General features: G+C 72.1%; 24 protein-coding genes. 13 read left to right on the top strand and 11 right to left on the bottom strand.

All coding sequences use genetic code 11. The annotated features are described in order from the left end of the window. The first annotated feature begins 5 nt into the window (after positions 1-5). Positions 6-593, top strand: coding sequence for a suppressor of fused domain protein (locus Asera_RS01410; RefSeq protein WP_030444774.1), 588 nt, complete (start codon positions 6-8; stop codon positions 591-593). A 278-nt stretch (positions 594-871) separates the two neighbouring features. Here Asera_RS01410 and Asera_RS01405 read toward each other — a convergent pair whose 3' ends face one another. After that, complete coding sequence (locus Asera_RS01405) at positions 872-1,150, bottom strand: DUF3892 domain-containing protein (protein ID WP_030444775.1); 279 nt, start codon at positions 1,148-1,150, stop codon at positions 872-874. Positions 1,151-1,835: 685 nt separating this feature from the next. Between Asera_RS01405 and Asera_RS01400 the strand changes: the two genes are divergently transcribed. Further along, positions 1,836-2,855 (top strand): hypothetical protein, encoded by a 1,020-nt coding sequence (locus Asera_RS01400; RefSeq protein WP_157034644.1) that lies wholly within the window; start codon positions 1,836-1,838, stop codon positions 2,853-2,855. A gap of 323 nt (positions 2,856-3,178) precedes the next feature. Here Asera_RS01400 and Asera_RS01395 read toward each other — a convergent pair whose 3' ends face one another. From Asera_RS01395 to Asera_RS01385, 3 genes are all read right to left on the bottom strand, one after another. Further along, positions 3,179-3,964: an SGNH/GDSL hydrolase family protein gene (locus Asera_RS01395; RefSeq protein WP_051801791.1), complete on the bottom strand. Its 786-nt coding sequence runs from the start codon at positions 3,962-3,964 to the stop codon at positions 3,179-3,181. Further along, a complete protein-coding gene (locus Asera_RS01390; RefSeq protein ID WP_051801792.1) occupies positions 3,886-4,365 on the bottom strand; it encodes a hypothetical protein in 480 nt (159 codons plus the stop codon). Before Asera_RS01390 ends, Asera_RS01395 begins: the two co-directional genes overlap by 79 nt. A 185-nt stretch (positions 4,366-4,550) precedes the next feature. Next, the gene (locus Asera_RS01385; protein ID WP_030444776.1) at positions 4,551-6,080 is read right to left on the bottom strand and encodes an FAD-dependent monooxygenase; all 1,530 of its coding nucleotides are present in this window, start codon (positions 6,078-6,080) and stop codon (positions 4,551-4,553) included. 436 nt (positions 6,081-6,516) lie between these two features. Between Asera_RS01385 and Asera_RS01380 the strand changes: the two genes are divergently transcribed. The 4 genes from Asera_RS01380 (at position 6,517) to Asera_RS01365 (ending at position 10,939) form a co-directional block, all read left to right on the top strand. Next, on the top strand, positions 6,517-9,387 hold the full coding sequence (locus tag Asera_RS01380) for a sensor histidine kinase (protein ID WP_212804481.1): 2,871 nt from the start codon (positions 6,517-6,519) through the stop codon (positions 9,385-9,387). 138 nt (positions 9,388-9,525) lie between these two features. Further along, positions 9,526-9,963: a roadblock/LC7 domain-containing protein gene (locus Asera_RS01375; RefSeq protein WP_035295563.1), complete on the top strand. Its 438-nt coding sequence runs from the start codon at positions 9,526-9,528 to the stop codon at positions 9,961-9,963. Between the two features lie 14 nt (positions 9,964-9,977). Continuing rightward, complete coding sequence (locus Asera_RS01370; RefSeq protein WP_030444779.1) at positions 9,978-10,340, top strand: DUF742 domain-containing protein; 363 nt, start codon at positions 9,978-9,980, stop codon at positions 10,338-10,340. Positions 10,341-10,351: 11 nt separating this feature from the next. Next, positions 10,352-10,939 (top strand): GTP-binding protein, encoded by a 588-nt coding sequence (locus tag Asera_RS01365; protein ID WP_425305933.1) that lies wholly within the window; start codon positions 10,352-10,354, stop codon positions 10,937-10,939. Positions 10,940-11,114: 175 nt separating this feature from the next. Here Asera_RS01365 and Asera_RS01360 read toward each other — a convergent pair whose 3' ends face one another. From Asera_RS01360 to Asera_RS01350, 3 genes are all read right to left on the bottom strand, one after another. After that, positions 11,115-12,713, bottom strand: a complete 1,599-nt coding sequence (locus tag Asera_RS01360; RefSeq protein WP_030444781.1) for an Hsp70 family protein — start codon at positions 12,711-12,713, stop codon at positions 11,115-11,117. Between the two features lie 45 nt (positions 12,714-12,758). Continuing rightward, entirely contained in the window at positions 12,759-13,373 is a 615-nt protein-coding gene (gene grpE / locus Asera_RS01355) for a nucleotide exchange factor GrpE (protein ID WP_051801796.1), read from the bottom strand. A 191-nt stretch (positions 13,374-13,564) separates the two neighbouring features. After that, a complete protein-coding gene (locus tag Asera_RS01350; RefSeq protein WP_035295637.1) occupies positions 13,565-15,106 on the bottom strand; it encodes a dolichyl-phosphate-mannose--protein mannosyltransferase in 1,542 nt (513 codons plus the stop codon). Between the two features lie 113 nt (positions 15,107-15,219). Here Asera_RS01350 and rsmI point away from each other — a divergent pair, with 113 nt between their 5' ends. Continuing rightward, entirely contained in the window at positions 15,220-16,074 is an 855-nt protein-coding gene (gene rsmI, locus Asera_RS01345) for a 16S rRNA (cytidine(1402)-2'-O)-methyltransferase (RefSeq protein ID WP_030444784.1), read from the top strand. Between the two features lie 147 nt (positions 16,075-16,221). Here the strand turns inward: rsmI and Asera_RS01340 are convergent, their stop codons facing one another. Genes Asera_RS01340 through Asera_RS01330 form a run of 3 tightly spaced genes read right to left on the bottom strand, consistent with a single transcriptional unit; the run spans position 16,222 to position 17,863 of the window. Beyond that, positions 16,222-16,641: a type II toxin-antitoxin system VapC family toxin gene (locus tag Asera_RS01340; RefSeq protein ID WP_030444785.1), complete on the bottom strand. Its 420-nt coding sequence runs from the start codon at positions 16,639-16,641 to the stop codon at positions 16,222-16,224. A gap of 1 nt (position 16,642) precedes the next feature. Beyond that, positions 16,643-16,915 (bottom strand): type II toxin-antitoxin system Phd/YefM family antitoxin, encoded by a 273-nt coding sequence (locus Asera_RS01335; RefSeq protein ID WP_030444786.1) that lies wholly within the window; start codon positions 16,913-16,915, stop codon positions 16,643-16,645. 51 nt (positions 16,916-16,966) lie between these two features. Then, positions 16,967-17,863: a hypothetical protein gene (locus Asera_RS01330; protein WP_030444787.1), complete on the bottom strand. Its 897-nt coding sequence runs from the start codon at positions 17,861-17,863 to the stop codon at positions 16,967-16,969. 127 nt (positions 17,864-17,990) lie between these two features. On the opposite strand from Asera_RS01330, the gene Asera_RS01325 reads away from it, so the two are divergent. Further along, positions 17,991-18,857, top strand: coding sequence for an aldo/keto reductase (locus tag Asera_RS01325; protein WP_030444788.1), 867 nt, complete (start codon positions 17,991-17,993; stop codon positions 18,855-18,857). A gap of 61 nt (positions 18,858-18,918) precedes the next feature. On the opposite strand, the gene Asera_RS01320 is transcribed toward Asera_RS01325, so the two are convergent. Continuing rightward, entirely contained in the window at positions 18,919-20,043 is a 1,125-nt protein-coding gene (locus tag Asera_RS01320; protein WP_157034645.1) for a hypothetical protein, read from the bottom strand. Between the two features lie 128 nt (positions 20,044-20,171). Here Asera_RS01320 and metG point away from each other — a divergent pair, with 128 nt between their 5' ends. From metG to Asera_RS01295, 5 genes are all read left to right on the top strand, one after another. Beyond that, positions 20,172-21,950, top strand: a complete 1,779-nt coding sequence (gene metG, locus Asera_RS01315) for a methionine--tRNA ligase (protein WP_030444790.1) — start codon at positions 20,172-20,174, stop codon at positions 21,948-21,950. A 199-nt stretch (positions 21,951-22,149) separates the two neighbouring features. Then, positions 22,150-23,652, top strand: a complete 1,503-nt coding sequence (locus Asera_RS01310) for a hemolysin family protein (RefSeq protein WP_084130969.1) — start codon at positions 22,150-22,152, stop codon at positions 23,650-23,652. Continuing rightward, the gene (locus Asera_RS01305) at positions 23,649-24,680 is read left to right on the top strand and encodes a hemolysin family protein (protein ID WP_030444792.1); all 1,032 of its coding nucleotides are present in this window, start codon (positions 23,649-23,651) and stop codon (positions 24,678-24,680) included. The genes Asera_RS01310 and Asera_RS01305 overlap by 4 nt, the downstream gene beginning before the upstream one ends. Before the next feature lie 12 nt (positions 24,681-24,692). Further along, a complete protein-coding gene (locus Asera_RS01300) occupies positions 24,693-25,544 on the top strand; it encodes a TatD family hydrolase (protein WP_030444793.1) in 852 nt (283 codons plus the stop codon). 71 nt (positions 25,545-25,615) lie between these two features. Further along, positions 25,616-26,725 (top strand): resuscitation-promoting factor, encoded by a 1,110-nt coding sequence (locus tag Asera_RS01295; RefSeq protein ID WP_169745801.1) that lies wholly within the window; start codon positions 25,616-25,618, stop codon positions 26,723-26,725. Positions 26,726-26,815 lie beyond the last annotated feature (90 nt).

Raw genomic sequence — 26,815 nt, 5'->3', positions numbered from 1 at the left:
GTGCGGTGAGCGAGACTGCCGGTGAGGCTCTTGGATGGGACGCTATCGAGGCGGCCATGACTACCGTCGTCGGGGACCAGGAGCCGTTGCACTGGGCGACGGAGAACCTGCCCGGTCAGGGTGGCGTCTACGGGCTCAGCGCCTACCGCGTCGATGACCACTGGTTGCTGGTGACCTACGGGCTGACCGAGCTGTTCGGTAAGGACAGCGACGATCCGCAGGTGAGCGGCTGGGGATTCGAGCTGACGATGCGGGTGCCCGCGACGGCAGCCCAGCCACCGTCGTGGCCGCTACGCCTTCTGACCCAGCTCGGCCGCTACGTGTTCAGCACTGGGAACGCCTTCACCAGCGGGCACCGCCTGGATCCGGGCGGCCCGATCACCGGTTCACCCGATACCCGCCTGACCGCCGTAGCGATGACCAACGACCCACAACTCGGTCCGATCAACACTCCCTACGGGACAGTGCGGTTCCTGGCCGTCGTTGGCATCACCGCCGATGAGCTGGACCGGATGAAGGCGACCAGCACAGCAACCGTGATCACCGAGCTCGCATCCTGTTCGCCCCTGCTGATCACTGACCCAGACCGCTAACACCGCTGCCGCGTAGACGCCGGTGCCAAGCATCAGGTGACACACGACCGTCAACCATCACCCGAGACAGGACACGCATCAGCCCCACTACCTCGTTGAAACTTTCATCACGAGATCAAGGCGGCCCGCACGCGGGCCGCAGCGCCGGCCGCTCGGCCGGCGCGCGCCCACACCTCCGGCGCGGCGCGCGCAGTCCGGCAGCCGGCGCCCGAACGACAGCGGCCCGCACCCCCCCGATGAAGATCATCTTCAACGGAGCGTGCGGGCCGTCGCACGTACTAGAACCGGGGGAGCGCGAGCAGGTTGTCAGTCCAGACGCCATCAGCGTGGGTCCGAAGGTACTTCGCTCCGATGTTGGGCTCGACGACTCCGACGGAGACCGTCCGATGCCCGTTGGAAACGTACGCAGAGCCGCCGGCCTCGATCCAGTGGACCATGTCAGCCGTGGTCGAGTCGCCAGTCTGATAGGTGCCGGCCACCTGCCAACGAACAGCGGTGATGTGCTCGTGGCGGGTGCCGCCCGCCGACAGGCGGATTGCAGTGATGTTCCTGGACATGCCCATACCCTTCTCGCCGGGCGTGTTTCGCCCACGCGACGAGCCAGACGCACGTCACCACGCTGTGACCCTGGATGGCTGGGCCAACCAGGAGACAGCAATGTAGGGTCCAGGAGCGAGCCTCAATTCGCACTAGGGCCCCGGTGAGCGTGTCAACCTCGGCACCCTCGCCGGGGCCATCGTGCTGTGCTCGTGACTGACTGTAGGCCACTTCCCGGCCTGGCGCAAGCCAAAACCACAACCATGTAACACAAGATCTGGGGCGCTCGGTCCAGTGAGACGCCCAACATGTTGTGGTCACCGTTGTGTCGGACCCCGTGAGTACGATCCGCGGCTCGCCCCTGAAATCGAGCACACTCCGTGATGTTTTGGGTGACTTGTCTCTGACTAGCGGCTCATGGGCGTTTCAAGCGCCTCCGGCGGGGGGCTCCGGCTCCAGGATGGGAGAGGAGCCTGCGCAGGCACCTGATCGCGGGTGGCTGGGGGCTCCCATCCCGCCTACCGACGACCCAGGCGATGCCGTAGCAGGCCGCGGCCAGGGCGCCAAGGTCGTTCGTCCGGTAGGGCGCTCCACCTTGGCGCCCTGGCCGCGGCCCGCTACCCCAAGGGTGGGTCGACGGCAGACGGGATGGGAGCCAGCTAGACGGCCGATGACAGCCCGTTCGATGGCGTTCATTATTGCTTTATGAACAAGAAGAGGTATGCAACCGAATTTGCTCTCAATGTCGTAGCCTACGGCCAGCTATTCGGACGCCAAAAAGATCTGATGGAGTCTACGGATCTCGCGAAGGACTGCAACCTCTATATTGTTTCGCGACGCCCGCGGATTAGCGTTCATCCCGATTCTGTATTTATTGACGAAGAACGTTTCTCTCTGACACTAAGGGAGCAAAGGGAGGATGCTTTCCGCGAGTTGCATATTGCGGGACGTCATGCGCTCGGGAAGGGCCCCTTCAAGTGGGTGTCTTCTTTCCCGTACGAGGATTTCTCGATTGTCGATGCGGAGGGCAACGCGGTCGCGGGCGGCGTCGTGGCCATCGCTGCAGTGGGATGGGGAATGATTGCCCCGTCGGCGCTGCCTCAGGAGGTCATCTATATTGGCCAAGCATTCGGCAAGGCAGGGGAACGAACGGCCTATGACCGGCTAAAGAGTCATAGTACTCTTCAGAGGATCTATTCCGAGAACAGACCGGATCTAGAAATATGGCTAAGCCTGTGTCGACTCAGCGACATGAATTTGGCATCCGAGATCGATCCTACATATGAGGCGATCCGTACGGACGAGGAAGATGACGAGCATGTTGCAAAGGTCTTTTCGCGAGTTAATGAGTCAGGTTTTGCGAGTCGCGAAGCCGTCGCGATTGCCGAAGCGGGAATGATTGCATATTTTCGGCCCATATATAATGAGAAGTTTAAAGATAACTACCCCGATCCTCGCCACGTGCATATTTCGACTTGCTATGATCTTGAATTATCGAATGTTGTGGTGGAACTTCAGGGGCAAGACATCGATGCTTGCTACTACAGCTCTGATGTGCCGCGACCGTCTTCCATTCACTTCATGAAATACCCTTTATATGATACCTATGGAATGATTCTTGGCCCTGGAACGCTTGTTGCTGAAATGAATCTGGCGCGCAGTGAATGTGATTCTCGCCCGGCGTCTCCCGCCGATTCGCCTGGTCCTCACGATGAAGACCAGTAGCTGAAATCATCGCAGCAAGCGAGTAGGAAGACGATGGCAAGGACTGGCTCGATGGCAAGTCGGCTGGCTCGGGGGTACAGCAGCAAAGTACAGCAACCGGCCATGCCTCAGGCGACCGAGCCGACCCGCGACACGCTGGATCAGGGCCTATCGAGCTTGATCGAACAGAGTCGCAAGTAGTTCGCAACGAGGGGGTCAGGGGTTCGAGTCCCCTCAGCTCCACTCCAGCTCAGAGGCCATGTCGGGTGATATCCGACGTGGCCTCTGTCCGTTTTGGGGAGTCTGGTCGGCGGTGGGCCGCGCGCCGGCGGAGGGCACGTGCGTCAGCGGCGGAACAGGTTCAGGTCGAAGGCGTCGGCGATGGCGGCGTGGCCGGCGTCGCTGGGATGGACGCCGTCCGCGGTGACCAGATCGGCGCGCATCCGGCCCGGGTCGGCGGGGTCGTGCAGCACCGTCTCCACGTCGACGACCGCATCGAACTCCCCGCTGCCCCGTATCCACTCGTTGACCTGCCGGTGCAGCTCGACCAGCTCCGGCGTGCAGATCGGCGCGCCGGCGATCGGCGGCAGGGTGCAGCCGACGATGCGCAGGTCGTGCACGTGCGCGCGGGTGAGCAGCATCCGGTAACCGGTGACGACGTCGTCCGCGCCGGCGCGCTCGTGTTCCGGCGTGCCCGGCAGCAGACCGAAGAACAGGTCGTTGATGCCTGCCAGGAGGACGACCCAACGCACCCCCGGCCTGGCCAGTACGTCGCGGTCGAAGCGGGCGAGCGCGCTGGCGCCCATGCCGTGGGACTCGCGCAGTACCCGGTTGCCGGCGATGCCCATGTTCACCACCGCGCGCGGCGCCAGCACGGGGTCCGCGGCCAGCCGGCGGGCCAGCGCCGACGGCCAGGGCGCGTCAGCACCGGGCGTGGTCTCCATGCCGTCCACCAGCGAGTCGCCGAGCGCGACGATGACCGCGGCGGTGTCCGGCGCGAGCACGTCGACGCCGGTGAGCCACAGGTACGAGGAGGACGCGGTGGCGTCGGTCAGCGTCGGTTCGGCCGCCTGGTCGCCCGGTGCGAGCCAGGCGGTACGCAGGCCGGTCTGGTGGGCCGTCGTCGGCACCTTCTCGTCCGCCAGGTACGCGAGACGACCAGATCGGTCTGCGCGGACACCTCGTACTCCACGGGGTCGCTGTGCAGTTGCGCGCCGGTCGGCAGGATCACCGCGGACCGGCCGCCGAAGGCGAGCGGCACCGTGCCGCCCGGACCGGCGAGGTACGCGGCACCGATGCGTACCGGTGGGTGGCCGAAGGAGTTCGCGAGGGCGACACGGACGGCGGTACCACCGACGGTCGGTCGTGCCACCATCCGTACGGTCTGTGCGCCGAGCTCGGCCGGCGCGGTGGGTTCGGCGGCCGGCTCGTCCGGCATCTGCGGCCCGCTGCCGACGTCCAGCGCCGGCGCGAGCTGCTGCGCCGTGCCCCAGGCGGCGACCCAGCGCCGGTCCATCTCAGTGCCGCCCATCAGCCCTGCCTCTCATCGGTCGTGCCGCTCATCGCTCATGCCGCTCATCGTCGTGCCGCTCATCGGTCGTGCCGGTCATCGGTCGTGCCGGTCATCGGTCGTGCCGGTCATCGGCCCTGCTTTGCTTGGCGCGTCGCCGGTCTTCGGCGTGGACGTTGCCCCGCGGGGCAACGTCGGTCGGCGGGTCATCGGTCCGCCGCCGTCGCCTTGTCGGAGCCGGTGGTGAACCAGCGGGCGGCGGCGCGCACGAACGAGTCCGGGTCCGGGGCTCGGTCGGCGGCCCAGGCGACGATGCCGTCCGGCCGGACGAGTACGGCGGCGAGGCCGAGGTCGTCGTGGGCCGGGCCGCCGGCGTACCGGATCCGGTCGGTGTGCTGCCGCGCCACCGCGCGTAGGCGGCCGTCCGTGCTGAAGTCGAGGGCGACGCCGCGGCCGTCGCGCAGCAGCTCGCCGAGCCGGGTGCCGTCGGCGAGCCGGAAGTCCGGCGCATCGTGTCCGACCAGCGGAGACGTGTCGCCGAGGTCGTACCGCAGCGACGTACCCGAGGTGCGCTGGAAGGCGTAGGTGGTGCCGTCCCGGGTCGCCAGCAGATCGCGCAGCAGGGCCAGAGCGGCCCGGGAGTGCGGGTCCGGCCGCATCACCGCCACCTGCGCCCGGGACCACTCCAGTACCTGCGCGCCCACCGGCTGGCGTTCGGCGGTGTAGCTGTCGAGCAGCCCGTCCGGCGCGCAGCCGCGCGCGGTGGCCGCGAGCTTCCAACCGAGGTTCATCGCGTCGCCGAGGCCGAGGTTGAGTCCCTGCCCGCCGAGCGGCGAGTGGACGTGGGCGGCGTCGCCGGCGAGCAGGATCCGGCCGCGCCGGTACGTGCCGGTCTGCCTCGCCCGGTCGGTGAAGCTGGACGCGAGATGCAGCTCGCTGAGCGTGACGTCGGTGCCGGAGACCCGCCGCAGCACCGCCTGCAGGTGCTCCCGGGTCACCGGCCGGGACCGGTCGTACGCGCCGCCGTCGAAGTCCAGCACGCCGAGATGGCCGGGGCCGGTCATGGTGAGGTACATGCCGGCCGGGGTGAGGTGGAAACCCGGTGCCAGCGCGCCGGGGTCGGCGAGCGTCGCCACCGAGGCGTAGCCGGTGAGCTGCGGCTCGGTGCCGACGAAGTCGAAGCCGGCGAGCCGGCGCACGGTACTGCGGCCGCCGTCGCAACCGACCAGCCAGCGGGCGGACCATTCGCGGTCGCCGGCCCGTACCGTCACCATGCCGGTGTCCTGCCGAGCCTCGGTGACCTCGATGCCGCGGCAGATCTCGGCACCGACCGCGGTGGCGTGCTCGGCCAGTACGGTCTCGACCGCGTCGAGGCTGGTCATGATGCCGTCGGCGGCCGGGCTGGGCAGCCGGTACGGCAGCCGGTCGAGCTCGACCCGACCCGGATCGAGAGCGGTACCGGCGAAGTGCCCCACCGACCGCGGCGGTGCCGGCTCGTCCGCCTCGGGCACCCCGGGCGCGCCGGACGCGGCCAGCAGCGAGGGCAGCAGACCGCGCCGGTGGAACGCCTCGACCGAACCGGCCGACAGCCCACGCAGCCCGAGCGGGAGCCGGCGAGCCTCCGGATGCGGCTCCGTCTCGCGTTCGAGCACCAGTACCGAGCAGCCGGCGAGGCCGAGCTCTCCGGCGAGGAACAGGCCGACCGGCCCGCCGCCCACGATCACCACGTCGTGCATGCCACACCCCTTTCTGCAGGTACGGCGAGCCTGCCGGGGACCGCGCACATCCCGCGCACACGGCGGTCACATGTGGGGCCGGGCGGCCGGCCGGATGACAACGACCAGCTGGCAACGCACGGCGCAGACCATGGCAACGCACGGTGAGCATCCGTCCGGATCGAGGCAGGCCGTGGGCACCCGGACACAGTGTGCGATTGCAGCGGCGACTGCGGCGCGACGATCGGGTCGGTCGGTCAGGGGTCGTGACTCCGCCGCGGCGTGCTGGGCTGTTATGGTCTCCGATGTGCGTGTTTGCCCGCCGGGTGGCGACCGCAACAGCACCGGCCTGTCAGGACCGGTGCGGACCGCAATGTCCGGCAGGTCAACAGCGGTGCGCGTCGCCACACGGGCAGGTCGCCACCGAGATTGCAGACAGTGATGAGGCACCCCGTCGATGAGCGTTCGCACCTGGTCGATTCGGTCCCGACTCGTGGCGCTGGTGGCGGTGCCCATCGTGTGCCTGGTTCTGTTCTGGGGCTTCGCCAACTACCTGACCCTCGGTGACGGGTTCCGGCTGTACAACCAGAGCCGGCTGCTGAACGAGCTGTCCGTGCCGGTCGACAACGTGGTGATGGCGGTCCAGGGCGAGCGCCGGGCCGGGATGGTCTACCTGGCCAGCCCGAACTCGACGCACCAGAAGCAGCTCGCCGCCGCGCGACGCACCGCGGACCGCCGGATCGCCGCGTACCGGTCCAGGCTGTCGTCCGACTCGGTCCGCAGCGTCGCCACCGACCGGATGCTCACGCTCGCCCGGGCCGAGCTGTCCGACCTGTCCGGGCTGACCGACCTGCGCAGCAAGGTGGATCACCGGTCGCTCTCGCCGGCCGACCTGATGACCGGTACCGCCCGGCTGCTCGACGGCGTCGACCCGCTGTACACGCAGGTCACCACGTTCCCGGACGACGAGACCGGCGCCGAGGGGCGGGCGGTGGCGATGCTGTCGCGGGCCCGGGAGATGCGCTCCCGTACCGACGCGGTGCTCGCGTTCGCGCTGGCCAAGGGGCACTTCAGCGCCGAGACCTACCGGCTGTACGTGCAGGCGGTCGGGGTCGAGCAGGACCAGTACGAGGTGGCCGCGGCCGCGCTGCCCGCCGCCGATCGGCGCGAGTACCAGGCGCTGATGGCGAAGGTGCCGTTCACCGAGCTGGCCGCGATGGAGAAGTCCGCGGTGAACAAGGGCGGGCCAAACGGCGCGGTGCCGGTCAACGCGGTGCAGTGGCAGCAGGCGAACGCGCGCGGTCTGGCCGCGCAGTACCGGTTCGAGCAGCACCTGTACGACCTGATCGGCCAGCACGCGAAGGCCCCGTCGTACGTGATCTTCCTGCGGCTCGGGTTGGCCGGGCTGCTCGGCCTGATCGCGATCGTCATCTCGGTACTGGTGGCGCGGCGGCTGACCCGGTCGCTGATCCGCCAGCTGCGCACGCTGCGCGACTCGGCCCGCGACCTCGCCTGGGTACGGCTGCCGGCGGTGGTTCAACGGTTGTCCGACGGGCAGAGCGTCGACGTCGCCGCCGAGGTACCGAAGCTGGCCACCGGCTCCGACGAGATCGGCCAGGTCGCGGACGCGTTCAACGAGGTCGGCCGCACCGCGGTGCAGGCGGCGTCCGGCCAGGCCGAGCTGCGCACCGGCGCCGCGACGATGTTCCTCAACATCGCCCGGCGCAGCCAGACCCTGCTGCACCGCCAGCTCAGCCAGCTGGACGTGATGGAACGCAAGGCCGCCGAGCCGGAGGCGCTGGACGACCTGTTCAAGGTCGACCACCTCGCCACCCGGATGCGCCGCAACGCGGAGAACCTCGTCATCCTCGGCGGCGGCGCGCCCGGCCGGGTGTGGTCCGAGCCGAAGCCGCTGCTCGACGTGCTGCGCAGCGCCGCCTCCGAGGTCGAACAGTACGAGCGGGTGCACGTCCTGCCGTTCCCGACCACGCTGCTCGCCGGGTCGGTCATCTCCGACGTCGTGCACCTGGTCGCCGAGCTGATCGACAACGCGACCGCGTTCTCGCCGCCGCACACCCGGGTCAACGTCACCGGCCAGCCGGTACCGAAGGGGTTCGCGGTCGAGATCGAGGACCGCGGCCTGGGCATGTCCACCGCGGACATCGACTCGGTCAACGAGTGGCTGGCCCACCCGCCGTCGTTCGACGTGCTGGCGCTCAACGACGACGCCCGGCTCGGCATGTTCGTCGTGGCCCGGCTCGCCGCCCGGCACGACATCCACGTGCAGCTGCGCCCCTCCCCGTACGGCGGGACCACGGCGATCGTGCTGCTGCCCGGTGAACTGGTGGAGCGCGCCGAGGACGAACCGCCGGCCGAGCCGCGCGAGCGCCCGGCGGGCAAGCGCCCGGCCGCACCGGTACTGGTCGCCGCCGGTACCCGGCGCGGCGCCGACCGGTCCGAATCCGGTACGTCGTCCGGGCTGCCGCGGCTGGCCGCGCTCGGCGCGGCGCGCGGTGCGCACGCCGAGCCCGACCCGTCCGTACCGGTGCCGCGGCCGTCCCCGACCCGCCGCCGCCCGTCGCCGACGGCGGAGCGCCACAGCACGACGGCCGCGCCCGGCCCGGACCTCTCGGCGGCGACGTCCGAGCCGGACCCATCGGCGGCGGTGTCCGAGCCCGGGTCGTCGGCGGCGACGTCGTCGGCCCCGACCGGGCCCTCGGCTGCGGTGGCCGAGTCCGGGTCGTCGGCGATCGCGACCGAGTCCTCGGGGGCACGAGCCGAGTCCGGGTCATTGCCCATCGCGACAGAAGACTGGGCGGCACGGGCCGAGTCCGGGTCGTCGGCGATCGCAACCGAATCCGCGGCGGAGCCGGCCGAGTCCGGGCCATCGGCGGCGGTGGCCGAGAGCGGGCCGGTATTCGACGACTGGCCGACGCTGCCCGAGCCCGGTCCGGCGCCGGCGGCGATACAGTCCGTGCCGGCACCGGTGGTGGAGGAGCCGGTGTCGGACCCGGCCGCACCGTCCTCGACGCCGGTCGAGCCGTTCGACTCGACGTCGGCCGGCCGTCCGGATCAGGCACGGCCGGCCGAGTTCGGTTCGGCAGCGGAGTCGATCCGTGCCGCCGACCCGGAGCCGTCCGGTGCTGCGGTACCCGCCGTCGAGCCGATACCGTCCGATGTGGACGATGAACACACCCACCTGGGGCTGCCGCGCCGGGTCCGGCAGGCCAGCCTGGCCCCGGACTGCGTGCCGAAGCGGCGGTACCGGTCGCGCCCGTGGACGCGGCACCGGCGGCCGGGCGCGCGCCGGAGGAGATCCGGCAGATGATGAGCTCGTACCAGCAGGGCACCCTCCGCGGCCGGCGCGCCGACGCGACCCGGGCGCCGGCGCCGACGGCGCCGGACACCACGCAGGGGGCCGATGGACAGGACACGAACGAGGCTGAGAGCGGTAGGGGGACGGCTGATGACGCAGCACGCGCAGGCATCGAACGCGGATGCCGACTGGCTGCTGGACGACCTGGTACGGCGGGTGGCGGAGATCAGGCACGCGGTGCTGCTGTCCGCCGACGGCCTGCTGATCGGTCGGTCCGGGGCGCTGGACCGGGGCGACGCGGAACACCTCGCCGCGGTCGCGTCCGGGTTCCAGAGCCTGGCCCGCGGTGCCGGCCGGCACTTCGGGGCGGGCGAGATCCGGCAGACGGTGATCGAAATGGACACCGCGTTCCTGTTCGTCACCGCGGCCGGGCACGGCGCCTGCCTGGCGGTGTTCGCCGAGGCGAACAGCGACATCGGGCTCGTCGCGTTCGAGATGAACCTGCTGGTCCAGCGGGTCGGCAACAACCTGGGGACGACGGTGCGGCCGGCACGTACCGACGAGGCCGACGCACCGGTGTCGCGGTAGGTCGGGGGGACACGGTGAGTCAGCACGCGGCGCCGGACGGCGCGGGACCGTTGGTCCGCCCGTACGCGATGACACACGGCCGGACCCGGCCCTCCTCCGACAATTTCGATCTGATTGCGCTGGTCGTCGCGGCGGACGGGCCGGTGTCCACCGAGGGGCTGGAGCCGGAGCATCGCGGCATCCTCAACCTGGCCCGGCAGCCGGTCTCGGTGGCCGAGATCTCCGCCCGGGCCGACCTGCCGGTCGGGGTGGTCCGGATTCTGCTGGACGACCTGCGGGTACGGGGGGCCGTACAGGTGCGGTCGCCGATGTCCGGGGCCAAGGCGCCGACCAAGCGGGTGCTGCGCGCCGCCATCAACGGCCTGCGCGCGCTGTGAACGACGACGGAGTGTCTACTGTGGACGAGATCCCCTACGCGATCAAGATCCTGGTCGCCGGCGGCTTCGGTGCGGGCAAGACGACGATGGTCGGTTCGGTGTCCGAGATCGAGCCGCTGCGGACCGAGGAGGTCATCACCGCCGAGAGCGTCGGCATCGACGACCTCGAGGGCGTCGAGCAGAAGACCACCACCACGGTGGCGATGGACTTCGGTCGCATCACCCTCACCGACGGCCTGGTGCTCTACCTGTTCGGTACGCCGGGGCAGGACCGGTTCTGGTTCATGTGGGACGAGCTGTCGCTCGGCGCGGTCGGCGCCGTGGTGCTGGCCGACACCCGCCGGCTCGCCGACTGCTTCCCGTCGGTCGACTACTTCGAGCAGCGCGGTACGCCGTTCATCGTCGCGGTGAACTGCTTCGACGGCGCCAAGCGGTACCGGCCGGAGGACGTGCGGGTCGCGCTCGACCTCGACCCGCAGGTACCGGTACTGCTGTGCGACGCGCGGCGGCGCGACTCCAGCAAGGGCGTGCTGATCTCGCTGGTCGAGTACGTCCTGCAGCGCTACAGCGAACTGGAGAACAACGGCGTCCTCGCCTGAGCACCCCCGCCCCACCGCCCACCGCCCCGCCGCCCTCCCGGCGCCGTTGATCAAGGGATCCGCGCGTTGATCAAGGGGCCGTCGAATCGGCTCCAGGCACAACGTGACCGAATCCCTTGATCAACACGACCGCGGGCCCTGGGCGGCGAGCGGCGGGGCCTGGGGCGAGGGCGGGTCAGGTGACCTTGATGGCGGCGATCCGGTCGCGGGCCGCGGCGGTCGGTACGGTGCCCTGACCGACCAGGTTCATCGCCACCTGGGTCGGCGCGCCGTCGGCGTCGACGGCGGACAGCGTCGGGATGCCGCTACCCGACAGGTGCACGGTGAGCGTGGCGGTGTGGCCGGCCGGCGCGTCACCGGGGATGCGCACCGCGCCGGCCCCGATCACCCGGTACCCGTCCGGCGCGTACCGCGACTGGGACGGTTGGCCGGCGGCGGTCTGCTCCAGCAGGGTGAAGTCGAGCTGCCCGCTCCCGGCGGCGGTACTGGCGAGCACGTTGCTCACCGTCGCGGGCAGCGCGTCGTGCGCCGCGACCACCTCGACCAGCGGCGCGCCGTCGGCGAGGGCGGACCCGGGCCGTGCCGTCAGCGCGTACCCCCGGGCGGTGACCCGGCGGATCACCTGGGTGGCGACCCGCTCCTCCGCCGCCGCGGACAACCCGGAGCGGCTCGCCATCCGGCCGGCCGCGGTGTCGTCGCCGGACGCGGCGAGCCGGCGGTAGGTCTCCTCGAAGGCGTACCAGGCGGCGCCGCGCGCGACGGCCAGGTCCGGGTCGTGCAGCCGCGGCCGGTGCCCCAGCTCGGTGCTGATCCGCTCGGCCACGGCCGGCATCCGGGACGAGCCGCCGACCAGCAGCACCTCGTCGATCCGGTCCACGCCGCGATCCGCGGCGGCGGCCAACACCTGCCGGGTCACCTCGATGGTGCGGTCCAGCAGATCGGCGGTGAGCTGCTGGAACTTCTCCCGGGTGATCGACACCCGGGTGACCCGGCCGTCGTGCATGATCCGGATGGTGTGCTCGTCCTCGTCCGACAGCCGCCGCTTGCCTTCCTCGACCCGCGCCCGGATGTCCTGCACTGTGGCCGGCGAGTCGAACGGGTGCGACACGTCCGGGTGCTCAGTGCAGAACGCCTCCACCACGTACTCGGCGAGCCGCTCGTCGAAGTCGACGCCGCCGAGCTCGGTGTCGCCGCCGGTGGCGATCTCGGTCAGGCCGGCCGCCGACACCTGTACCACGGTGGTGTCGAACGTGCCGCCGCCCAGGTCGTACAGCAGGATCGCGCTGTCGCCGCCGGACTCGCCGACCCGGTACGACAGGGCGGCGGCGAGCGGCTCGGACAGCACGTCGATGACGGTCAGACCGGCCAGCTCGCCGGCGCGGCGGGTGGCGGCGCGCTCGGCCAGGCCGAAGTACGCGGGGACAGTGATCACCGCCTCGGTGACCGGCTCGCCGGTCGCCTCCGCCGCGTCGGCCACCAGCCGGCGCAGGATCAGCGCGGACACCTCTTCGGCACTGAACGACTCGCCGTGCATGCGCAGCGTCAGGTGCCGACCCAGCTCTCGCTTGATCAGGTCGACCACCAGGTCGGGCTCCAGTACCGCGGTGTCCTTGGCCTTGGTGCCGACCACGACGCTGTCGGCGGTGGAGAAGTACACCGCCGACGGGGTCGAGTCGTCGCCTTCCCGGCTACGGATCACGGTCGGGCGACCCGTCGCGTCGAGGTACGCGACACTCGAGTAGGTCGTGCCCAGGTCAATGCCGAAGACAGCCACGCTGTTCGCTTTCTCTTCCGGTTCGCTCGGCGCCTGATCCCCGCGTCAGCGCCCGGTCAGTTGTGCCACCACCACGTCGGCCCGGCGGGCGATCTGCTCACCGCGCACGAAACCGCTCGACACCGTCTCTACCACGAGGCCGTCCCAGGCGGGATCGTCGACCGGCACCGTGTCCACGGGCCGGTGCAACGCCATGTCGTACCGCTCGCCCTTGGCCACGTCGAACGGCTCCACCCCGGTGCGGCCCAGCACCTCGATGGTCTCCTCGGCGAACGCCGCGAACAGCGCACCCACCTGCCCGGCGAACATCGCGTACAGCGAGGCGTCGGACTGCGGGTCGTGCTGGTCGGGGTTCTCTTTGCCGGCGAGCGCCCAGCGGTCGGACTCGCGCCGGGCGTAGTCGTACAGCCGGTACAGGCCGGCGCGGACGGGCTCGAGCGCCGCCTCGACCTCGCTGCGCCGCAGCTGCTGGTTCTCCGAGTGCAGCCGGTCGATGATCTCCTCGCGGAAGGCGGCCCGCTCCTGCTCCCGGGCCACCGACTTGTGCAGTTCGGCCAGCCGGTCGGGTAGGTGGCTGAGCGCGGCGAGCTGCGCGCGGATGACGACGAGCTCGGCACGCAGCGGTCCGAGCGCGTTCGGCGTCTCGTCGGCGTCCGGCACCGCACACTCCCTTCGACGACCCGGCCCGGCGAAGCACCGGCCGGGGGCCGCCCTGCTTGTCGTTGCCGCCCTGGCGCAGCGTCCAGCGCGGAAGGGCGTCGGTCACGGATCGATCCGCCGGCAGGTGCGACGCACCGACCCGTGAGGGAAATCTAACCGCGCTTGGACCTAGGCGACACCTGCGGTGTCCGTCAGATCCATTTGTTTCCCAGCCACATCCTCGCGTACCACTGCGAGTACGTGATGGTCTCCCCAACGTAGATCGGGTAGAAGTACAGAAAGCACAGTGCCACCAGCGCGACGAACCCGCCGGCGACCAGGGTGCCCCCGAGCCGGCGTTCCGGCCGGGCCCGCGGCCCGCCCATGATCATCCCCAGCGCCATCGTCACCGCGAGCACCAGGAACGGCTCGGACGGCAGCGCGTAGAAGTAGAACATGGTGCGGTGATCGCTGAACTCGTAGTAGACCCACGGCAGGATGCCGGCGGCCGAGGTCAGCAGCACGAACCAGCCGCGCCAGTCGCGCTTGGCGATCGACCACCAGGCCACCGCCACCAGCGTGGGGATGAACGCCCACCACAGCACCGGGGTACCCAGCAGCAGGATCTCCGCCGAGCACTGCGACGCGGCGCACAGCCCGTCGCCGTTGTAGTAGTACGCCACCGGCCGGCCCAGCGTGAGCCACTGCATCGGCCACGACTGGTAGTCGTGCTTGGTGGTCAGCCCGGTGTGGAACGCCAGGATGTCCCGGTGGTACTGGAACAGGTTGTACAGCGAGCCGATCAGCGGCGGCTCCGGGTGGTCGTGGTCTCGCAGCCAGTGCCGGTCCCAGCTGTGGTCGTTGGCGAACCAGCCAGCCCAGCTCGCCACGTAGACGACGGTGAAGATCGCGAGCGACGCGAGCAGCCAACCGAACTCGTCCAGCAGGGCGTCCCGCCACGGATGCCGCATGCCGGCGCTGCGCCGGGTGTGCGCCTCCCACACGTAGATCAGCACCACGAACAGCACGATGTACCACAGGGCGCTCCACTTGACCGCCATGCCGCAGCCGAGCAGCGCCGCGCCGGACAGCCGCCACCACGGGATGCCGTGCCGCGGCCGGCCGTGCTCGGGGTCGCCGCCGCCGTCCAGGAACGCCAGCCAGCGGCGCCGGCTCTGCTCCCGGTCCATGACCGCGCAGGCGAACCCGGCGAGCACGAACAGCATCAGGAAGATGTCCAGCAGGCCGACCCGGCTGGACACGAACGCCATCCCGTCCAGCGTCATCAACAGCCCGGCCACGGCGCCGAGCAGCGTCGAGCGGAACATCCGCCGGCCCAGCCGGATCACCAGCACCACCGCGATCACCCCGGCCACCACCGAGGTGATCCGCCAGCCGATCGCGTTGTAGCCGAAGATCTGCTCGCCCAGGCCGATGATCCACTTGCCCAGCGGCGGGTGCGCGATGAACGAGCCGGAGTTGGTCTTGTCGTCCCACTCCACCCCGTGCAACACCAGGTGGTGCGCATCGGTCGCGTAGTAGATCTCGTCGAAGATCTTCGTCTTCGGGAAGCCGAGGCCGATCAGCCGCAGCGTCGCCGCGATCGCCGCGATCCCGGCCGTGACCAGCCAGGACACCAGCCGGTCGGACGGCATCGGGGGGTGCAGCCGGCGCCGCACATCGGCACCGACGCCGCCGGGGCCGTCGGCCGTCGCCGCCTGATCGGGAGCGGACTCGACTGTCAACTCGGTCACGGGCACCCGACGATCGTAGGCTGACTCGACCAACCACGTCGCGACGCCCACGTGTTCGGTCGTCGGCGGTCCAGCCGCGGCCGCCGGCAAGCGAGGAACCGAGAGGTGAGACGGTGCACACACGCCGGGACGGCACGGGACTGCTGGTGCTGGCCGGGGCGCCGCTGGGCAACGTCGCCGACGCCAGCGAACGGCTCCGGGCCGCGCTGGCCGACGCCGACCTGGTCGCCGCCGAGGACACCCGGCGGGTGCGCCGGCTCGCCGCCGAGCTGGGGATCACGCTGCCGCGGGTCGTGTCGTACTTCGAGGGCAACGAGGCGCGCCGCACCCCGGAACTGCTCGCCGAGCTGACCGGCGGTACGCACCTCACCCTGATCACCGACGCCGGCATGCCGAGCGTGTCCGACCCCGGGTACCGGCTGGTGCGGGCGGCGATCGAGGCGGACGTGCCGGTGACCGCGGTACCTGGGCCGAGCGCGGTCACCACCGCGCTCGCGGTGTCCGGGCTGCCCAGCGACAGGTTCTGTTTCGAGGGGTTTCCGCCGCGCAAGACGACCGAGCGGCGGAGCCGGTTCGCCGAACTCGCCGCCGAGCGGCGGACCCTGGTGTTCTTCGAGTCGCCGCACCGCATCGCGGACACGCTGACCGACCTGGCCGCCGCGTTCGGTCCAGACCGGCCCGGCGCGCTGTGCCGGGAGCTGACCAAGACGTACGAGCAGGTGCGCCGCGGCGGGCTCGGCGAGCTGTCCGCCGGGGCGGCCGACGATCCGCCGCGCGGTGAGATCACCCTGGTGGTGGCGGGCGCTCCCGCGGCGGAGCCGGTGGTACGCGACGCGGCGGAGCTCGCCGCGCTGGTCGCCGAGCGGCAGGCCACCGGGATGTCCCGGCGCGACGCCGTGGACGCGGTCGCGGCCGAGTTCGGCCTGCCCCGCCGCGAGGTCTACGCCGCCGCCCTCGGCGCCCGCTGACCGGATCCAGAGTGCGGCCCGGCCGTACCCGGCCGCGTCCGGCGTACCCGACCGCGTCCGACCGGGCCGCGATGACCGGCCGGATCGCGCTCTGCGGCCCCCGCGGCCGCGGGGGGGCCGGGCGCGCGGTCACCCGGCCGACCGGCGTCAGGCCGACGCGGACTCGAACGGGTTGAGGATCGGGGCTCCGGTGCGCGCCATGTGCCGCACGTTGCGGGTGACCAGGGTCCAACCATTTGCCATCGCGGTGGCGGCGATCAGCCCGTCGACCTCCGCTGTCGGGGTCGCTGCGCTGAGCTGCCCCCACAGTTGCGCGACGGCAAGGTCCACCGGGGCGATGTGGTCGCCGAAGGTCGCCAGCAGTGCGTCGTGCCACTGCTCGTACCGGGCGGCCCGACTCGGGTCGCGGTGTGCGAGTCGGGTGATGCCTTGCCGGATCTCCCCTATCGTCAGCACGCTGAGAAACACCTCGGCGGCGGATACCGAGTCCCACCACGCCAGCACGGCTGCGGCCGGCCGCGGCTTCTGGATCTCGGACACGACGTTCGTGTCGAGCAGATACGCCATCTCAGTCTCCGAAGTCGACGATGCGGGCTGGTTCCGACGAGCGGCGGATGTCGAGTTCGTCGATCGGCGGGCCGGATGCCAGGAACTCCTTGAAATCCGGCCGTGCCTTGTCGTGGTAGTCGTGCCAGGAGTCGATGTCGACGATCACCGCGATCTCCTTCCCGTGCCGGGTGACGAACTGCGGGCCATCGGACTCCGCGGCCCGCAGCACCTCGCTGAACCGCTGCTTCGCCTCCTGCACCTGCCAGTGCCGGGGTTCGGTTGCGTGCGCCATGTCTGGACAGTCTAGACAGATTTCTGGACAGGATCCAGCTCGTCTCGTTGCTCAGCGCCCCTCGGCGAGCAGCGCGCGCAGCAGCGCGGGCTCGGTGCCGGCCAGGCCGACCGAGCAGTACAGCCGGATCGCGGCCGGGTCGGCCGGCAGCGGCTGCTCGCCGGTCAGTACCGCGCCGAGCCCGACCACGCGGTCCCGCGCCGGGGTGCCGGCCAGCACGAACGGCGGGTCGTAGCCGTCCAGCTGCCGTACCGAGTCGGTGGTGACCAGGCCGGCCGAGGCCGCCAGGCTCGCGTCGAACTCGCTGCGACCGACCTGCTTCGGCCCGAGCGTGGTGACCGCGGTACCGGGGGAGAGCCAGGCCGGGTCGAGCACCGGCGTCGGGCTGTTGGTGGCGAGTACGACGAGGTCGTGGTCGCGTACCGCGTCGGCCGGTGCGGCGGCCGCGACCGCCGGCAGCGCGAGCTCGTCCCGCAGCCGCCGGGCGAAGCCGGCGCGCCGGTCCGGGTCCCGGCCGTACACGGTGACCGCGGTCAGCTCGCGCACCGCGCGCAGCGCCCAGGCCTGCGCGTACGCCTGGGCACCGGTACCGACGATGCCGAGCCGGTGCGCGTCCGGGCGGGCGAGCGCGTCCGCCGCGACCGCGCCGAGCGCGCCCACCCGGTACTGGCCGATCCGGTCGCCGACGCCGACCGCGCGCAGCCGACCGCCCTCGATCAGCACCACGACCTGGTCGGCCGGCGCGCCGGCCAGGTAGGTGCGGTACCCGTGCCAGCGGTCGGTAGCGCCGGCGGTGACCATCAGCCGTCCCCCGGCCAGCTCCAGTGCGGCGCGCGGCGGGGCGACGAGCTCGCCGCGGTGGGCGGCGAGGACCGCGTCGCGCATCGCGGCGATCGCGGTGGCCGGGGCCAGCTGTTCGACCTCGCGGTCGGTGACGATCGTGACCATGCGGCCAGCCTGCACCCTGAACCCGGCGTGAAGTCAACGCGACCGGCGGGCCCCGTCCGCGGTCCCGCAACGGATGGTGCGGCCGATCCTTGACCTGGAGTGCGGTCCAGATGGCAGGCTCGATGCCATGCAGACACGCACACTGGGCAGCCTCGACCAGCGCAGTTCGGTGCTCGTCTACGGCGCCGCGGCACTGTCCGACGTCGACCAGGACACCGCCGACGCGTCCATCGCGGAGGCGCTCGACGCCGGGATCAACCACTTCGACGTGGCGGCCTCGTACGGCGACGCCGAGCTGCGGCTCGGCCCGGCGATGCCCGACATCCGGGACCGGATCTTCCTCGCCACCAAGACCGGTGAACGCACCGCCGAGGCGGCGTACCGGCAGATCAACGACTCGCTGGAGCGGCTGCGCACCGACCACGTCGACCTGCTGCAGCTGCACGCCGTCGGCGACCTCGCCGAACTGGACCGGGTCTGCGCTCCGGACGGGGCGCTGGCCGGCGCGGTCCGGGCCCGGGAGGAGGGCCTGGTCGGCGCGGTCGGGATCACCGGGCACGGGCACGCCGCGCCCGCGACGCACCTGGAGGCGCTCCGCCGGTACGACTTCGCGACGGTGCTGACGCCGCTGAACTACACGCTCGGCCGGCGCGCCGACTACTACCGCGACTGGCAGGCGCTCGCCGCCGAGACGCAGCGCCGCGGCGTCGGCCTGCTGACGATCAAGAGTGGCTCCCGCCGCAACTGGCCCGACGGCGCCGACCACCGCTACACCACCTGGTACGAGCCGCTCGACGAGCAGGAGTACATCACCGCGTCGGTGTCCTGGGTGCTGTCGCACCCGGAGATCACCGGCATCCCGACCCCGTCGGACGTACGGCTGCTGCGCTACTTCGTGGCGGCCGAGCGCTCGCTGCAGTCCCGTGCCGAGGCCGAGCAGGTGCTGGCCACCGTCCCGGACTACTCCTCCCCGTTCCTGCGCCAGGTCATCTGACCCGGCGAGGCCGGGCCGCGCGGCCGTCGGCGCCCCCGGGCCGAACGGGAGTCGGCGGCGGTCACCAGGTGGCGGCGAGGATGCCGGCGGCGATCACCAGCGGGGCGAGCAGGCTGATCGACACCGCCGCCACGCGGCCCCGGCCGGGCAGCCGCCAGGCGCCGGTGACCAGCGCGATCAGCAGCCCGCACAGCAGTACCAGCGCCAGCGGTACCGCCCAGCGCAGGGTCAGCCCGGCCCGGTCGCCCAGGTACGCCTTGCCGCCGGTGCGCGACACCATCCGGGCTTCGTGGCTGGTGTGCGCCCGCGCCGGCGCGCCGAACACGGTCACGTGCCGCACGGAGTACCGGTGGCCGGTGGCGACGAAGTCGCCGACGCAGTGCCGGGACCAGCCGGCGCCGGCGCACCAGGTGACGCGTACGGTGCCCGGGTCGCTGTGCCCGGCGGCGAGCCAGGCCGGTTCCGCACCCAGCCACGCGAACAGAGCCGCGAGCAGCGCGAACACCACCAGCAGCGGGATGCCGACGGCCGGCCGGCGGGGTCGCCGGGGCAGCGGTGGGTGGGCCGGCGCGGCCGGCTTGGCCGAGCGGGTACCGGTGGCGTCCGTCGGCCACAGCGGGAAGTTGCTCGCCGGCGCCTCGTCCGCCTCGCCGGCGCCGGAGGGCTCCGCCGCGGCGCCCGTCGCCTCGGCCGCGCTGCCGGGTGCGACGTCACCGCGGAGGACCGCGGCGTCGCCGTCGTCGGCGTAGGCGGTCGCCGCCGTGCCGCGGATGCCGGCCTCGGCGACCGCCGACCGGTTCGGCATCGCCGGGTCCGCCTCGGCGTGCGTCGCCCGGTCCGCCGCGGCCCGGTCCGGCCCGGTCCGGGCTGCGGCGCGATCCGCCGGGGCCCGGTCCGGCCCGATCCGGGCTGCGGCGCGATCCGCCGCGATCCGGTCCAGCTGGGCCCGGGCTGCCGCCAGGTCCGCCATGGCCCGGTCCGGCCAGTCGGCCGCCGGGTCGATCAGGTCCTCGGCGCCGGCCAGGTCCCCGGCGCTCGCCGCTGCTCCCTTCGCCGTCGGTTCGGCGGGGAGCGCCGGCGACGGCTCGGCCGGGGGTTCGGCCGCGGGCTGGTCGGCCGCGGCAGGCTGGGGCGGCTCCGGCGCGGCGGGCGGCGCGGGCTGGCTGTCGGCGTCCTGGGCGGTCACCAGCCCATTCGACACCGCGGAGCCGGCCGGGGCGAGCTGCCACACCGGCCGGGCCCGGACAAATCCCGCACCGGCGCCGGCCGTACGCGGCGGGAAAAGCGCTCGCCGGCCCCGATAGGCTTTCCGGTATGAGCAACGTCTTGACGGCAGTCGCCTGGCCGTATGCGAACGGCCCGCGACACATCGGCCATGTGTCCGGTTTCGGGGTTCCCTCCGATGTCTTCAGCCGGTACATGCGGATGGCCGGTCACGACGTGCTGATGGTCTCGGGAACCGACGAGCACGGCACCCCGATCCTGGTCCAGGCCGAGCAGGAGGGCGTGTCGCCGCGGGAGATCGCCGACCGGTACAACCGGGTCATCGTCGAGGACCTGCAGGCGCTGGGGCTGTCGTACGACCTGTTCACCCGCACCACCACCCGCAACCACGCGGCGGTGGCGCAGGAACTGTTCCGCACGGTGCACAAGAACGGTTACCTGATCGAGAAGAAGACCTCGGGGGCGATCTCGCCGTCGACCGGCCGCACCCTGCCCGACCGGTACATCGAGGGCACCTGCCCGATCTGCGGGTACGACGGGGCGCGCGGCGACCAGTGCGACAACTGCGGCAACCAGCTCGACCCGACCGACCTGATCAACCCGCGGTCCCGGATCAACGGGGAGAAGCCGAAGTTCATCGAGACCGACCACTTCTTCCTCGACCTGCCGGCGCTGGCCGACGCGCTCGGTGACTGGCTGCGCAGCCGGCAGGGCTGGCGGCCGAACGTGCTGAAGTTCTCCCTCAACCTGCTCGACGACCTGCGGCCGCGGGCGATGACCCGGGACATCGACTGGGGCATCCCGGTGCCGATGCCGGGCTGGGAGGACAACCCGAACAAGCGGCTGTACGTCTGGTTCGACGCGGTGATCGGCTACCTGTCGGCGGCGATCGAGTGGGCCCGCCGCAGCGACGACCCGGACGCCTGGCAGAAGTGGTGGAGCGACCCGGCCGCGCTGCAGTACTACTTCATGGGCAAGGACAACATCACCTTCCACTCCCAGATCTGGCCGGCCGAGCTGCTGGCCTACGACGGGAAGGGTGCGAAGGGCGGTGCGCCGGGGAAGTACGGCGAGCTCAACCTGCCGACCGAGGTGGTCTCCAGCGAGTTCCTGACCATGGAGGGGCGCAAGTTCTCCTCGTCCCGGCAGGTCGTCATCTACGTGCGCGACTTCCTCGCCCGCTACCAGCCGGACGCGCTGCGCTACTTCATCGCGGTCGCCGGTCCGGAGACCCACGACACCGACTTCACCTGGTCGGAGTTCCTCCGCCGCACCAACGACGAGCTGGTCGCCGGCTGGGGCAACCTGGTCAACCGGTCGATCTCGATGGCCGCCAAGAACTTCGGCGCGGTACCGACGCCGGGCGAGCTCACCGAGACCGACCGGGCGCTGCTGGCCAAGTCGGCGGCGGCGTTCGAGCCGATCGGTTCGCTGATCGGTACGCACCGGCAGAAGGCGGCGATCACCGAGGCGATGCGGGTCGTCGCGGAGGCGAACAAGTACATCTCCGAATCGGCGCCGTGGAAGCTCGGCGAGGACCGGGAGCGGCAGGGCACCGTGCTGCACACCGCGCTGCAGGTGGTCAGCGACTGCAACACGCTGCTGTCGCCGTTCCTGCCGCACTCGGCCCAGCGGGTACACGAGCTGCTCGGTGGGGCCGGGGTGGTGGCGCCGCAGCCGGAGATCCGTGAGGTGGACGACCTGGACGGCGGCCCTGGGTACCCCGTGCTCACCGGCGACTACGCGGACGCGCCGGCGTGGGAGTCGACGCCGCTGCCGGCCGGCCGGGAGCTGGCGAAGCCGAAGCCGGTGTTCACCAAGCTCGACCCGTCCATCGTCGACGAGGAGCTCGCCCGCCTGGGCGGCTAGCAGTGTCGACTTGACGGTCTCCGGCAACAGCTGTGGGGTGTTTGCCCTGGTATTGGCGGTGACAATGCCAGGGCACGCCTAGTTGATCTTGTTAACCTTGGCCCATGCAGCCCTGCAGTAGTCAGCCGGGTTCGGCCCGGCTCTCCGATCTCCCGGTGTCTGTCGCGCTCGCCCGGCTGCGACGGACCCCCGCCCGCTCATGGTGACCGCGCTCGGCGTCCTGCTGCTCGTGCTGGTCACCGCGGGCACCGGCTACTTCGTCGCGCAGGAGTTCGCCTACCTGAGTGCAGACCGCGGCCGGCTGTCCCGGCTCGCCGCCGAAGGCGACCCGGCCGCCGCCCGGGCGGTCGAGCTGACCGGCCGGCTGTCGTTCGTCCTGTCCGGCGCCCAGCTCGGCATCACCGTCACCGCGCTGCTCGCCGGCTACCTGGCCGAGCCGTTCCTCGGCGGCGGGCTGCGCGCCGGGCTCACCGCGATCGGGCTGCCCACCGCGCTGGCCGGCCCGGCCGCCGCGCTGCTCGCCCTGGTCCTCGCCACCGCCATGCAGATGGTGCTCGGCGAGCTGGCGCCGAAGAACCTCGGCATCGCCCGGCCCGACCGGCTTGCGCTCGCCCTGTCCGGCAGCACCCGGGCGTACCTGCGCGTGGTGTCGCCGCTGGTCCGGCTGCTCGACGGGGCCGCGAACCGGCTGCTGCGCCGGCTCGGTATCGAGCCGGCCGAGGAACTGCCGGTCGGCGTCACCCCCGACGACCTCGGCGGCATCGTCACCGACTCCGCCGCCCAGGGCCGGCTCGCCCCCGACCTGGCGGCGGCGCTCGGCCGCGGGCTGGCGTTCGGCGACCGTACCGCCGGGCAGGTGATGGTCGCCCGGGTCGACGTGCACACGCTGCCCGCGGATGCGCCCGCGAGCGCGGTGCTGGACGCGCTGGACACCGGCAACGCCCGGTTCCCGGTGCTGCGCGACGGCGTGGACGACCTGGTCGGCGTCGTCGGCCTGGCCGAGGTGCTGGCCGTCCCGGCGCAGCGCCGCGACACCGTCACGGTGGCCGCGCTCGCCGCGCCGCCGCTGCTGGTACCGGCCAGCCTCCCGCTGCCCAGGCTGCTCGAGTCGCTGCGGGCCCAGCGCCGCCAGCTCGCCTGCGTGATCGACGAGTACGGCGGGTTCGCCGGCATCGTGACGCTGGAGGACGTGGTCGAGGAGCTGGTCGGCGACATCCGCGACGAGGACGACACCGAACTGCCGCAGCCCCGCCGTACCGGGTCGGGCTGGGTCGTGCCGGCCCGGCTGCGGCCGGACGAGCTGGCCGCGGCGACCGGCGTCGCACTGCCCGCGGACGCCCGGTACGACACCCTCGGCGGCTGCGTGCTCGCCGCCCTCGGCCGGCTGCCCAGGGTCGGCGACCGGGTCCGGGTCCCCACCGTCGACGGCGGTGAGGTCGAGCTGACCGTCACCCGCGTCACCCGCCGGGTGCCGGCCGAGCTGGCCATGGCCCGCCTGACCGACGCGGGCGCCGACGGCGCACCGAGCGCCCCGGCGACCGGCGTTCCGGCCACGAACGCTGCGCCAACGGCCGACCCCACCGCTGCCGGCGCGGCGTCGAACGCCCCGACGGCCGGCGGCGTGGCGTCGAACGATGCTGCGGCGCGGCCGGGGAACGCGACGTCGGGCGGGTCGGCCCGCCGCGAGCAGGTGTCGGCATGACCGCGCTGCTGCTGTCGCTGCTGCTGCTCGCCGGCAACGCGTTCTTCGTGGCGGCCGAGTTCGCGCTGACCGCGAGCCGGGCCCACCGGCTGGCGCAGCAGGCCGAGCGAGGCAGCCGGGCGGCCCGGGCGGCGCTGGCCGGTACCCGGCAGCTGACCCTGATGCTGGCCGGCGCCCAGCTGGGTATCACGCTGTGCTCGCTGGGGTTGGGTGCGCTCGCCGAACCGACCATCGCGCACGCGCTGGAACCGCTGCTGCACGCCCTCGGCCTGCCCGCCGCGGTGTCCTGGGGCGTCGCGTTCGTGCTGGCGCTGGCGGTGGTCACGGTGGTGCACATCGTGGTCGGTGAGATGGCGCCGAAGTCGTGGGCGATCAGCCGGCCGGAGACCGCGGCGCGGGCGCTGGCATTGCCGTTCCTCGGCTTCGTCCGGCTGCTGCGGCCGGTGCTGACCGCGCTCAACGCGGCCGCGAACGGTGCGCTGCGGCTGGTCGGCGTGACGCCGGTGACGCGCCGGGAGACCGCCCGCGGGCCGGCCGAGCTGCGGGTGCTGCTGCGCGACTCCACCGACGCCGGGCTCATCCCGGCCGACCAGCATCGGCTGCTGGACGGGCTGCTCGCGCTGCGCACCGGCACGCTGGCCACCGTCATGGTGCCGGCGGCGGCGATCGACACGGTCCCGGCCGACGCCGACGGGGACGGCGTGGTCGCCGCGCACCGGCGTACCGGTCGGTCCCGGTTCCCGGTCACCGACGGCGGCCGGGTGCTCGGGGTGGTGCACGTACGAGACGCCGCCCGGGCACCGTCGACCGCCGCGACCACGCTCGCCACGCCGGCGTTGCGGCTGCCGGTCGGCATCGACCCGCACACCGCGCTGACCACGATGCAGCGCGACCGCCGCCAGCTTGCGGTGGTCACCGACGGTGCCGCGCTGGTCGGCCTGGTCACCCTGGAAGACCTGGTGGAGCAGGTGATCGGCGAGTTCGCCGACGAGACCGACCGGCAACCGGCCGCCGCCACCGGTGTGTGATGCTGATCCATCATGACTGACCGCCACGGGCGGCGGGGCGACCCGCCACCGGCGCCGGAACCACTGCCGGTGCCGGTCGCCGACGCACACACCCACCTGTACCTGCAGGGCGCCGAGGCGTCCGCCGCGCTGGCCGCGGCCGCCGCCGTCGGCGTGGACCGGATCGTCGAGGTCGGCTGCGACGTCACCTCGTCGCGGGACGCGGCGGCCCTCGCGGCGGCGCACCCGGCGGTGCTGGCCGCGGTCGCGATCCATCCGAACGACGCGGCCGAGCTGGTCGACCTGCCGGCCGCGCTGGCGGTGATCGACGAGCTCGCCGCCCTGCCGCGGGTGCGCGCCGTCGGCGAGACCGGCCTGGACTACTACCGCACCGGCCCGGACGGCCGCCCCGTCCAGCAGGAGTCGTTCCGCGCGCACGTCGACATCGCGAAGCGGCACGGCAAGGCGCTGATGATCCACGACCGGGCCGCCGAACCCGGCAGCGGCGCGCCCAGCTCGCACGAGGACATCTTCGCGATCCTCGCCGAGGGCGCGCCGGAGACGGTGATCTTCCACTGCTTCTCCGGTGACGCCGAGATGGCGCGACGCTGCGCCGAGCACGGCTGGTACGCGAGTTTCGCCGGCAACGTGACCTTCCGCAATGCCGGAGCGCTGCGCGAGGCGGCGGCGGCCATGCCGACCGAGCTGATCCTGGTCGAGACCGACGCACCGTACCTGACCCCGATGCCGTACCGGGGGCGCCCGAACGCGCCCTACCTGGTGCCGCTGACGGTGCTGGCGCTGGCCGAGGTGCAGGGGCTGCCGGTCGAGCAGCTGTGCCAGGCGTTGTCGGACAACGCCAACGCCGCGTTCGGCGGCTGGTGAGTGGCTGATGAGCCACGCCGGCGGCACCCGGGGCAGCGCGCGCGGCGCGGAGTTCGTACAGTGTCGTGTTCGTGAAGCAGGCATACCGCGCTCGCCGTCGCCAGCAGGCCGGCTGGAAGTCGTACGGGGCGCTCGCAGTCCAGCTCGTCGCCGTCGTGGCGGTGCTGGGTACGGGCGGCTTCTTCCTGCTCCGCACGCATGCGGTGACGATCGTGGATGACGGCGCGCGCCGGCTGGTGCGCAGCCACGCGTTCACCGTCGCCGGGGTGTTGCAGCAGGCCGGGGTGACCCTCGGGCCGCACGACACGGTACGGCCGGGCCGCGACTCGCTGGTGCACGGCGACGTGGTGGTCGGCCGCGGCCGGCAGGTGCGGCTCACCGTGGACGGGCGGCGCAGCCGGCGCTGGGTCACCGCCCGCACGGTGCCCGCGCTGCTCACCGACCTCGGGTACCGGCGCGATGCGGTCCGGGTCTCCGGTGTCGACGGCGTCATCGACCGCGACGGCGCCACCGTGACCATCCGAACCCGCAAGCATGTGACGCTCGTCTCGCACGGCAGGAAGACCGAGTACACCACCTACGCCGCGACGGTACGGGAACTCCTCGCCGAGCACGAGGTGAAGCTCGGCCACGACGACGAGACCGACCCGGCGCTGGCGCACACCCTCGCCGGGGTCGAAGACGTCGACCTGTTCACCGTGTCCCGCAAGGTGAAGACCGAGACGGTCACCGTCGACGCGCCCACCAAGACCGAGAAGCGCAACGATTGGATGCTCGACCAGCAGGCCGTGGTCGACGAGGGCCGCGACGGCAAGCGCACCGAGAAGGTGGAGTACGTCTACCGGGACGGCAAGCAGTACCAGCGCAAGGTGCTGTCCAGCAGCTGGGTGACGAAGGCCTCGCCGCGGGTGATCGCCAAGGGCACCACCCCGTACCCGCCGGACCCGACCGGGCTGAACTGGTCCGCGCTGGCGCAGTGCGAGTCCGGCGGCAACCCGCACTCGGTGTCGTCGACCGGCGAGTACATGGGGCTGTACCAGTTCAGCCAGAGCACCTGGGAGCGGATGGGCGGCATCGGCCGGCCCTCGGACGCCACCCCACGCGAGCAGACCTACCGCGCGATCAAGCTGTACCAGGCGTCCGGCAAGGGGCAGTGGCCGGTCTGCGGGGCGAACCTGTGACCCGACGCCGGCCCGCGTCCGGGCCGCCCGAGCGTGCCGCGGACCCGGCGGGTACGGCCGACCGGCCGGCACCGTCCGCCGACCCGACCG

Origin of the sequence: Actinocatenispora sera, assembly GCF_018324685.1 — a bacterium.
Classification (GTDB): Bacteria; Actinomycetota; Actinomycetes; order Mycobacteriales; family Micromonosporaceae; genus Actinocatenispora; species Actinocatenispora sera.
The sequence above is the reverse complement of the archived record's forward strand: the minus strand, read 5'-3'. Positions and strand labels throughout refer to the sequence as shown.

What these genes read in the sequence shown, in the direction of transcription:
- Asera_RS01330 (WP_030444787.1), bottom strand. Translation starts at nt 17,863, where the DNA reads ATGGTCACGATCGTCACCGACCGCGAGGTCGAACAGCTGGCCCCGGCC.
- Asera_RS01335 (WP_030444786.1), bottom strand. Translation starts at nt 16,915, where the DNA reads ATGGCGCACGCAACCGAACCCCGGCACTGGCAGGTGCAGGAGGCGAAG.
- Asera_RS01390 (WP_051801792.1), bottom strand. Translation starts at nt 4,365, where the DNA reads ATGGGCGGCACTGAGATGGACCGGCGCTGGGTCGCCGCCTGGGGCACG.
- Asera_RS01375 (WP_035295563.1), top strand. Translation starts at nt 9,526, where the DNA reads ATGACGCAGCACGCGCAGGCATCGAACGCGGATGCCGACTGGCTGCTG.
- Asera_RS01340 (WP_030444785.1), bottom strand. Translation starts at nt 16,641, where the DNA reads ATGGCGTATCTGCTCGACACGAACGTCGTGTCCGAGATCCAGAAGCCG.
- Asera_RS01310 (WP_084130969.1), top strand. Translation starts at nt 22,150, where the DNA reads ATGGTGACCGCGCTCGGCGTCCTGCTGCTCGTGCTGGTCACCGCGGGC.
- Asera_RS01300 (WP_030444793.1), top strand. Translation starts at nt 24,693, where the DNA reads ATGACTGACCGCCACGGGCGGCGGGGCGACCCGCCACCGGCGCCGGAA.
- Asera_RS01380 (WP_212804481.1), top strand. Translation starts at nt 6,517, where the DNA reads ATGAGCGTTCGCACCTGGTCGATTCGGTCCCGACTCGTGGCGCTGGTG.
- Asera_RS01385 (WP_030444776.1), bottom strand. Translation starts at nt 6,080, where the DNA reads ATGCACGACGTGGTGATCGTGGGCGGCGGGCCGGTCGGCCTGTTCCTC.
- Asera_RS01305 (WP_030444792.1), top strand. Translation starts at nt 23,649, where the DNA reads ATGACCGCGCTGCTGCTGTCGCTGCTGCTGCTCGCCGGCAACGCGTTC.
- Asera_RS01405 (WP_030444775.1), bottom strand. Translation starts at nt 1,150, where the DNA reads ATGTCCAGGAACATCACTGCAATCCGCCTGTCGGCGGGCGGCACCCGC.
- metG (WP_030444790.1), top strand. Translation starts at nt 20,172, where the DNA reads ATGAGCAACGTCTTGACGGCAGTCGCCTGGCCGTATGCGAACGGCCCG.
- Asera_RS01325 (WP_030444788.1), top strand. Translation starts at nt 17,991, where the DNA reads ATGCAGACACGCACACTGGGCAGCCTCGACCAGCGCAGTTCGGTGCTC.
- Asera_RS01400 (WP_157034644.1), top strand. Translation starts at nt 1,836, where the DNA reads ATGAACAAGAAGAGGTATGCAACCGAATTTGCTCTCAATGTCGTAGCC.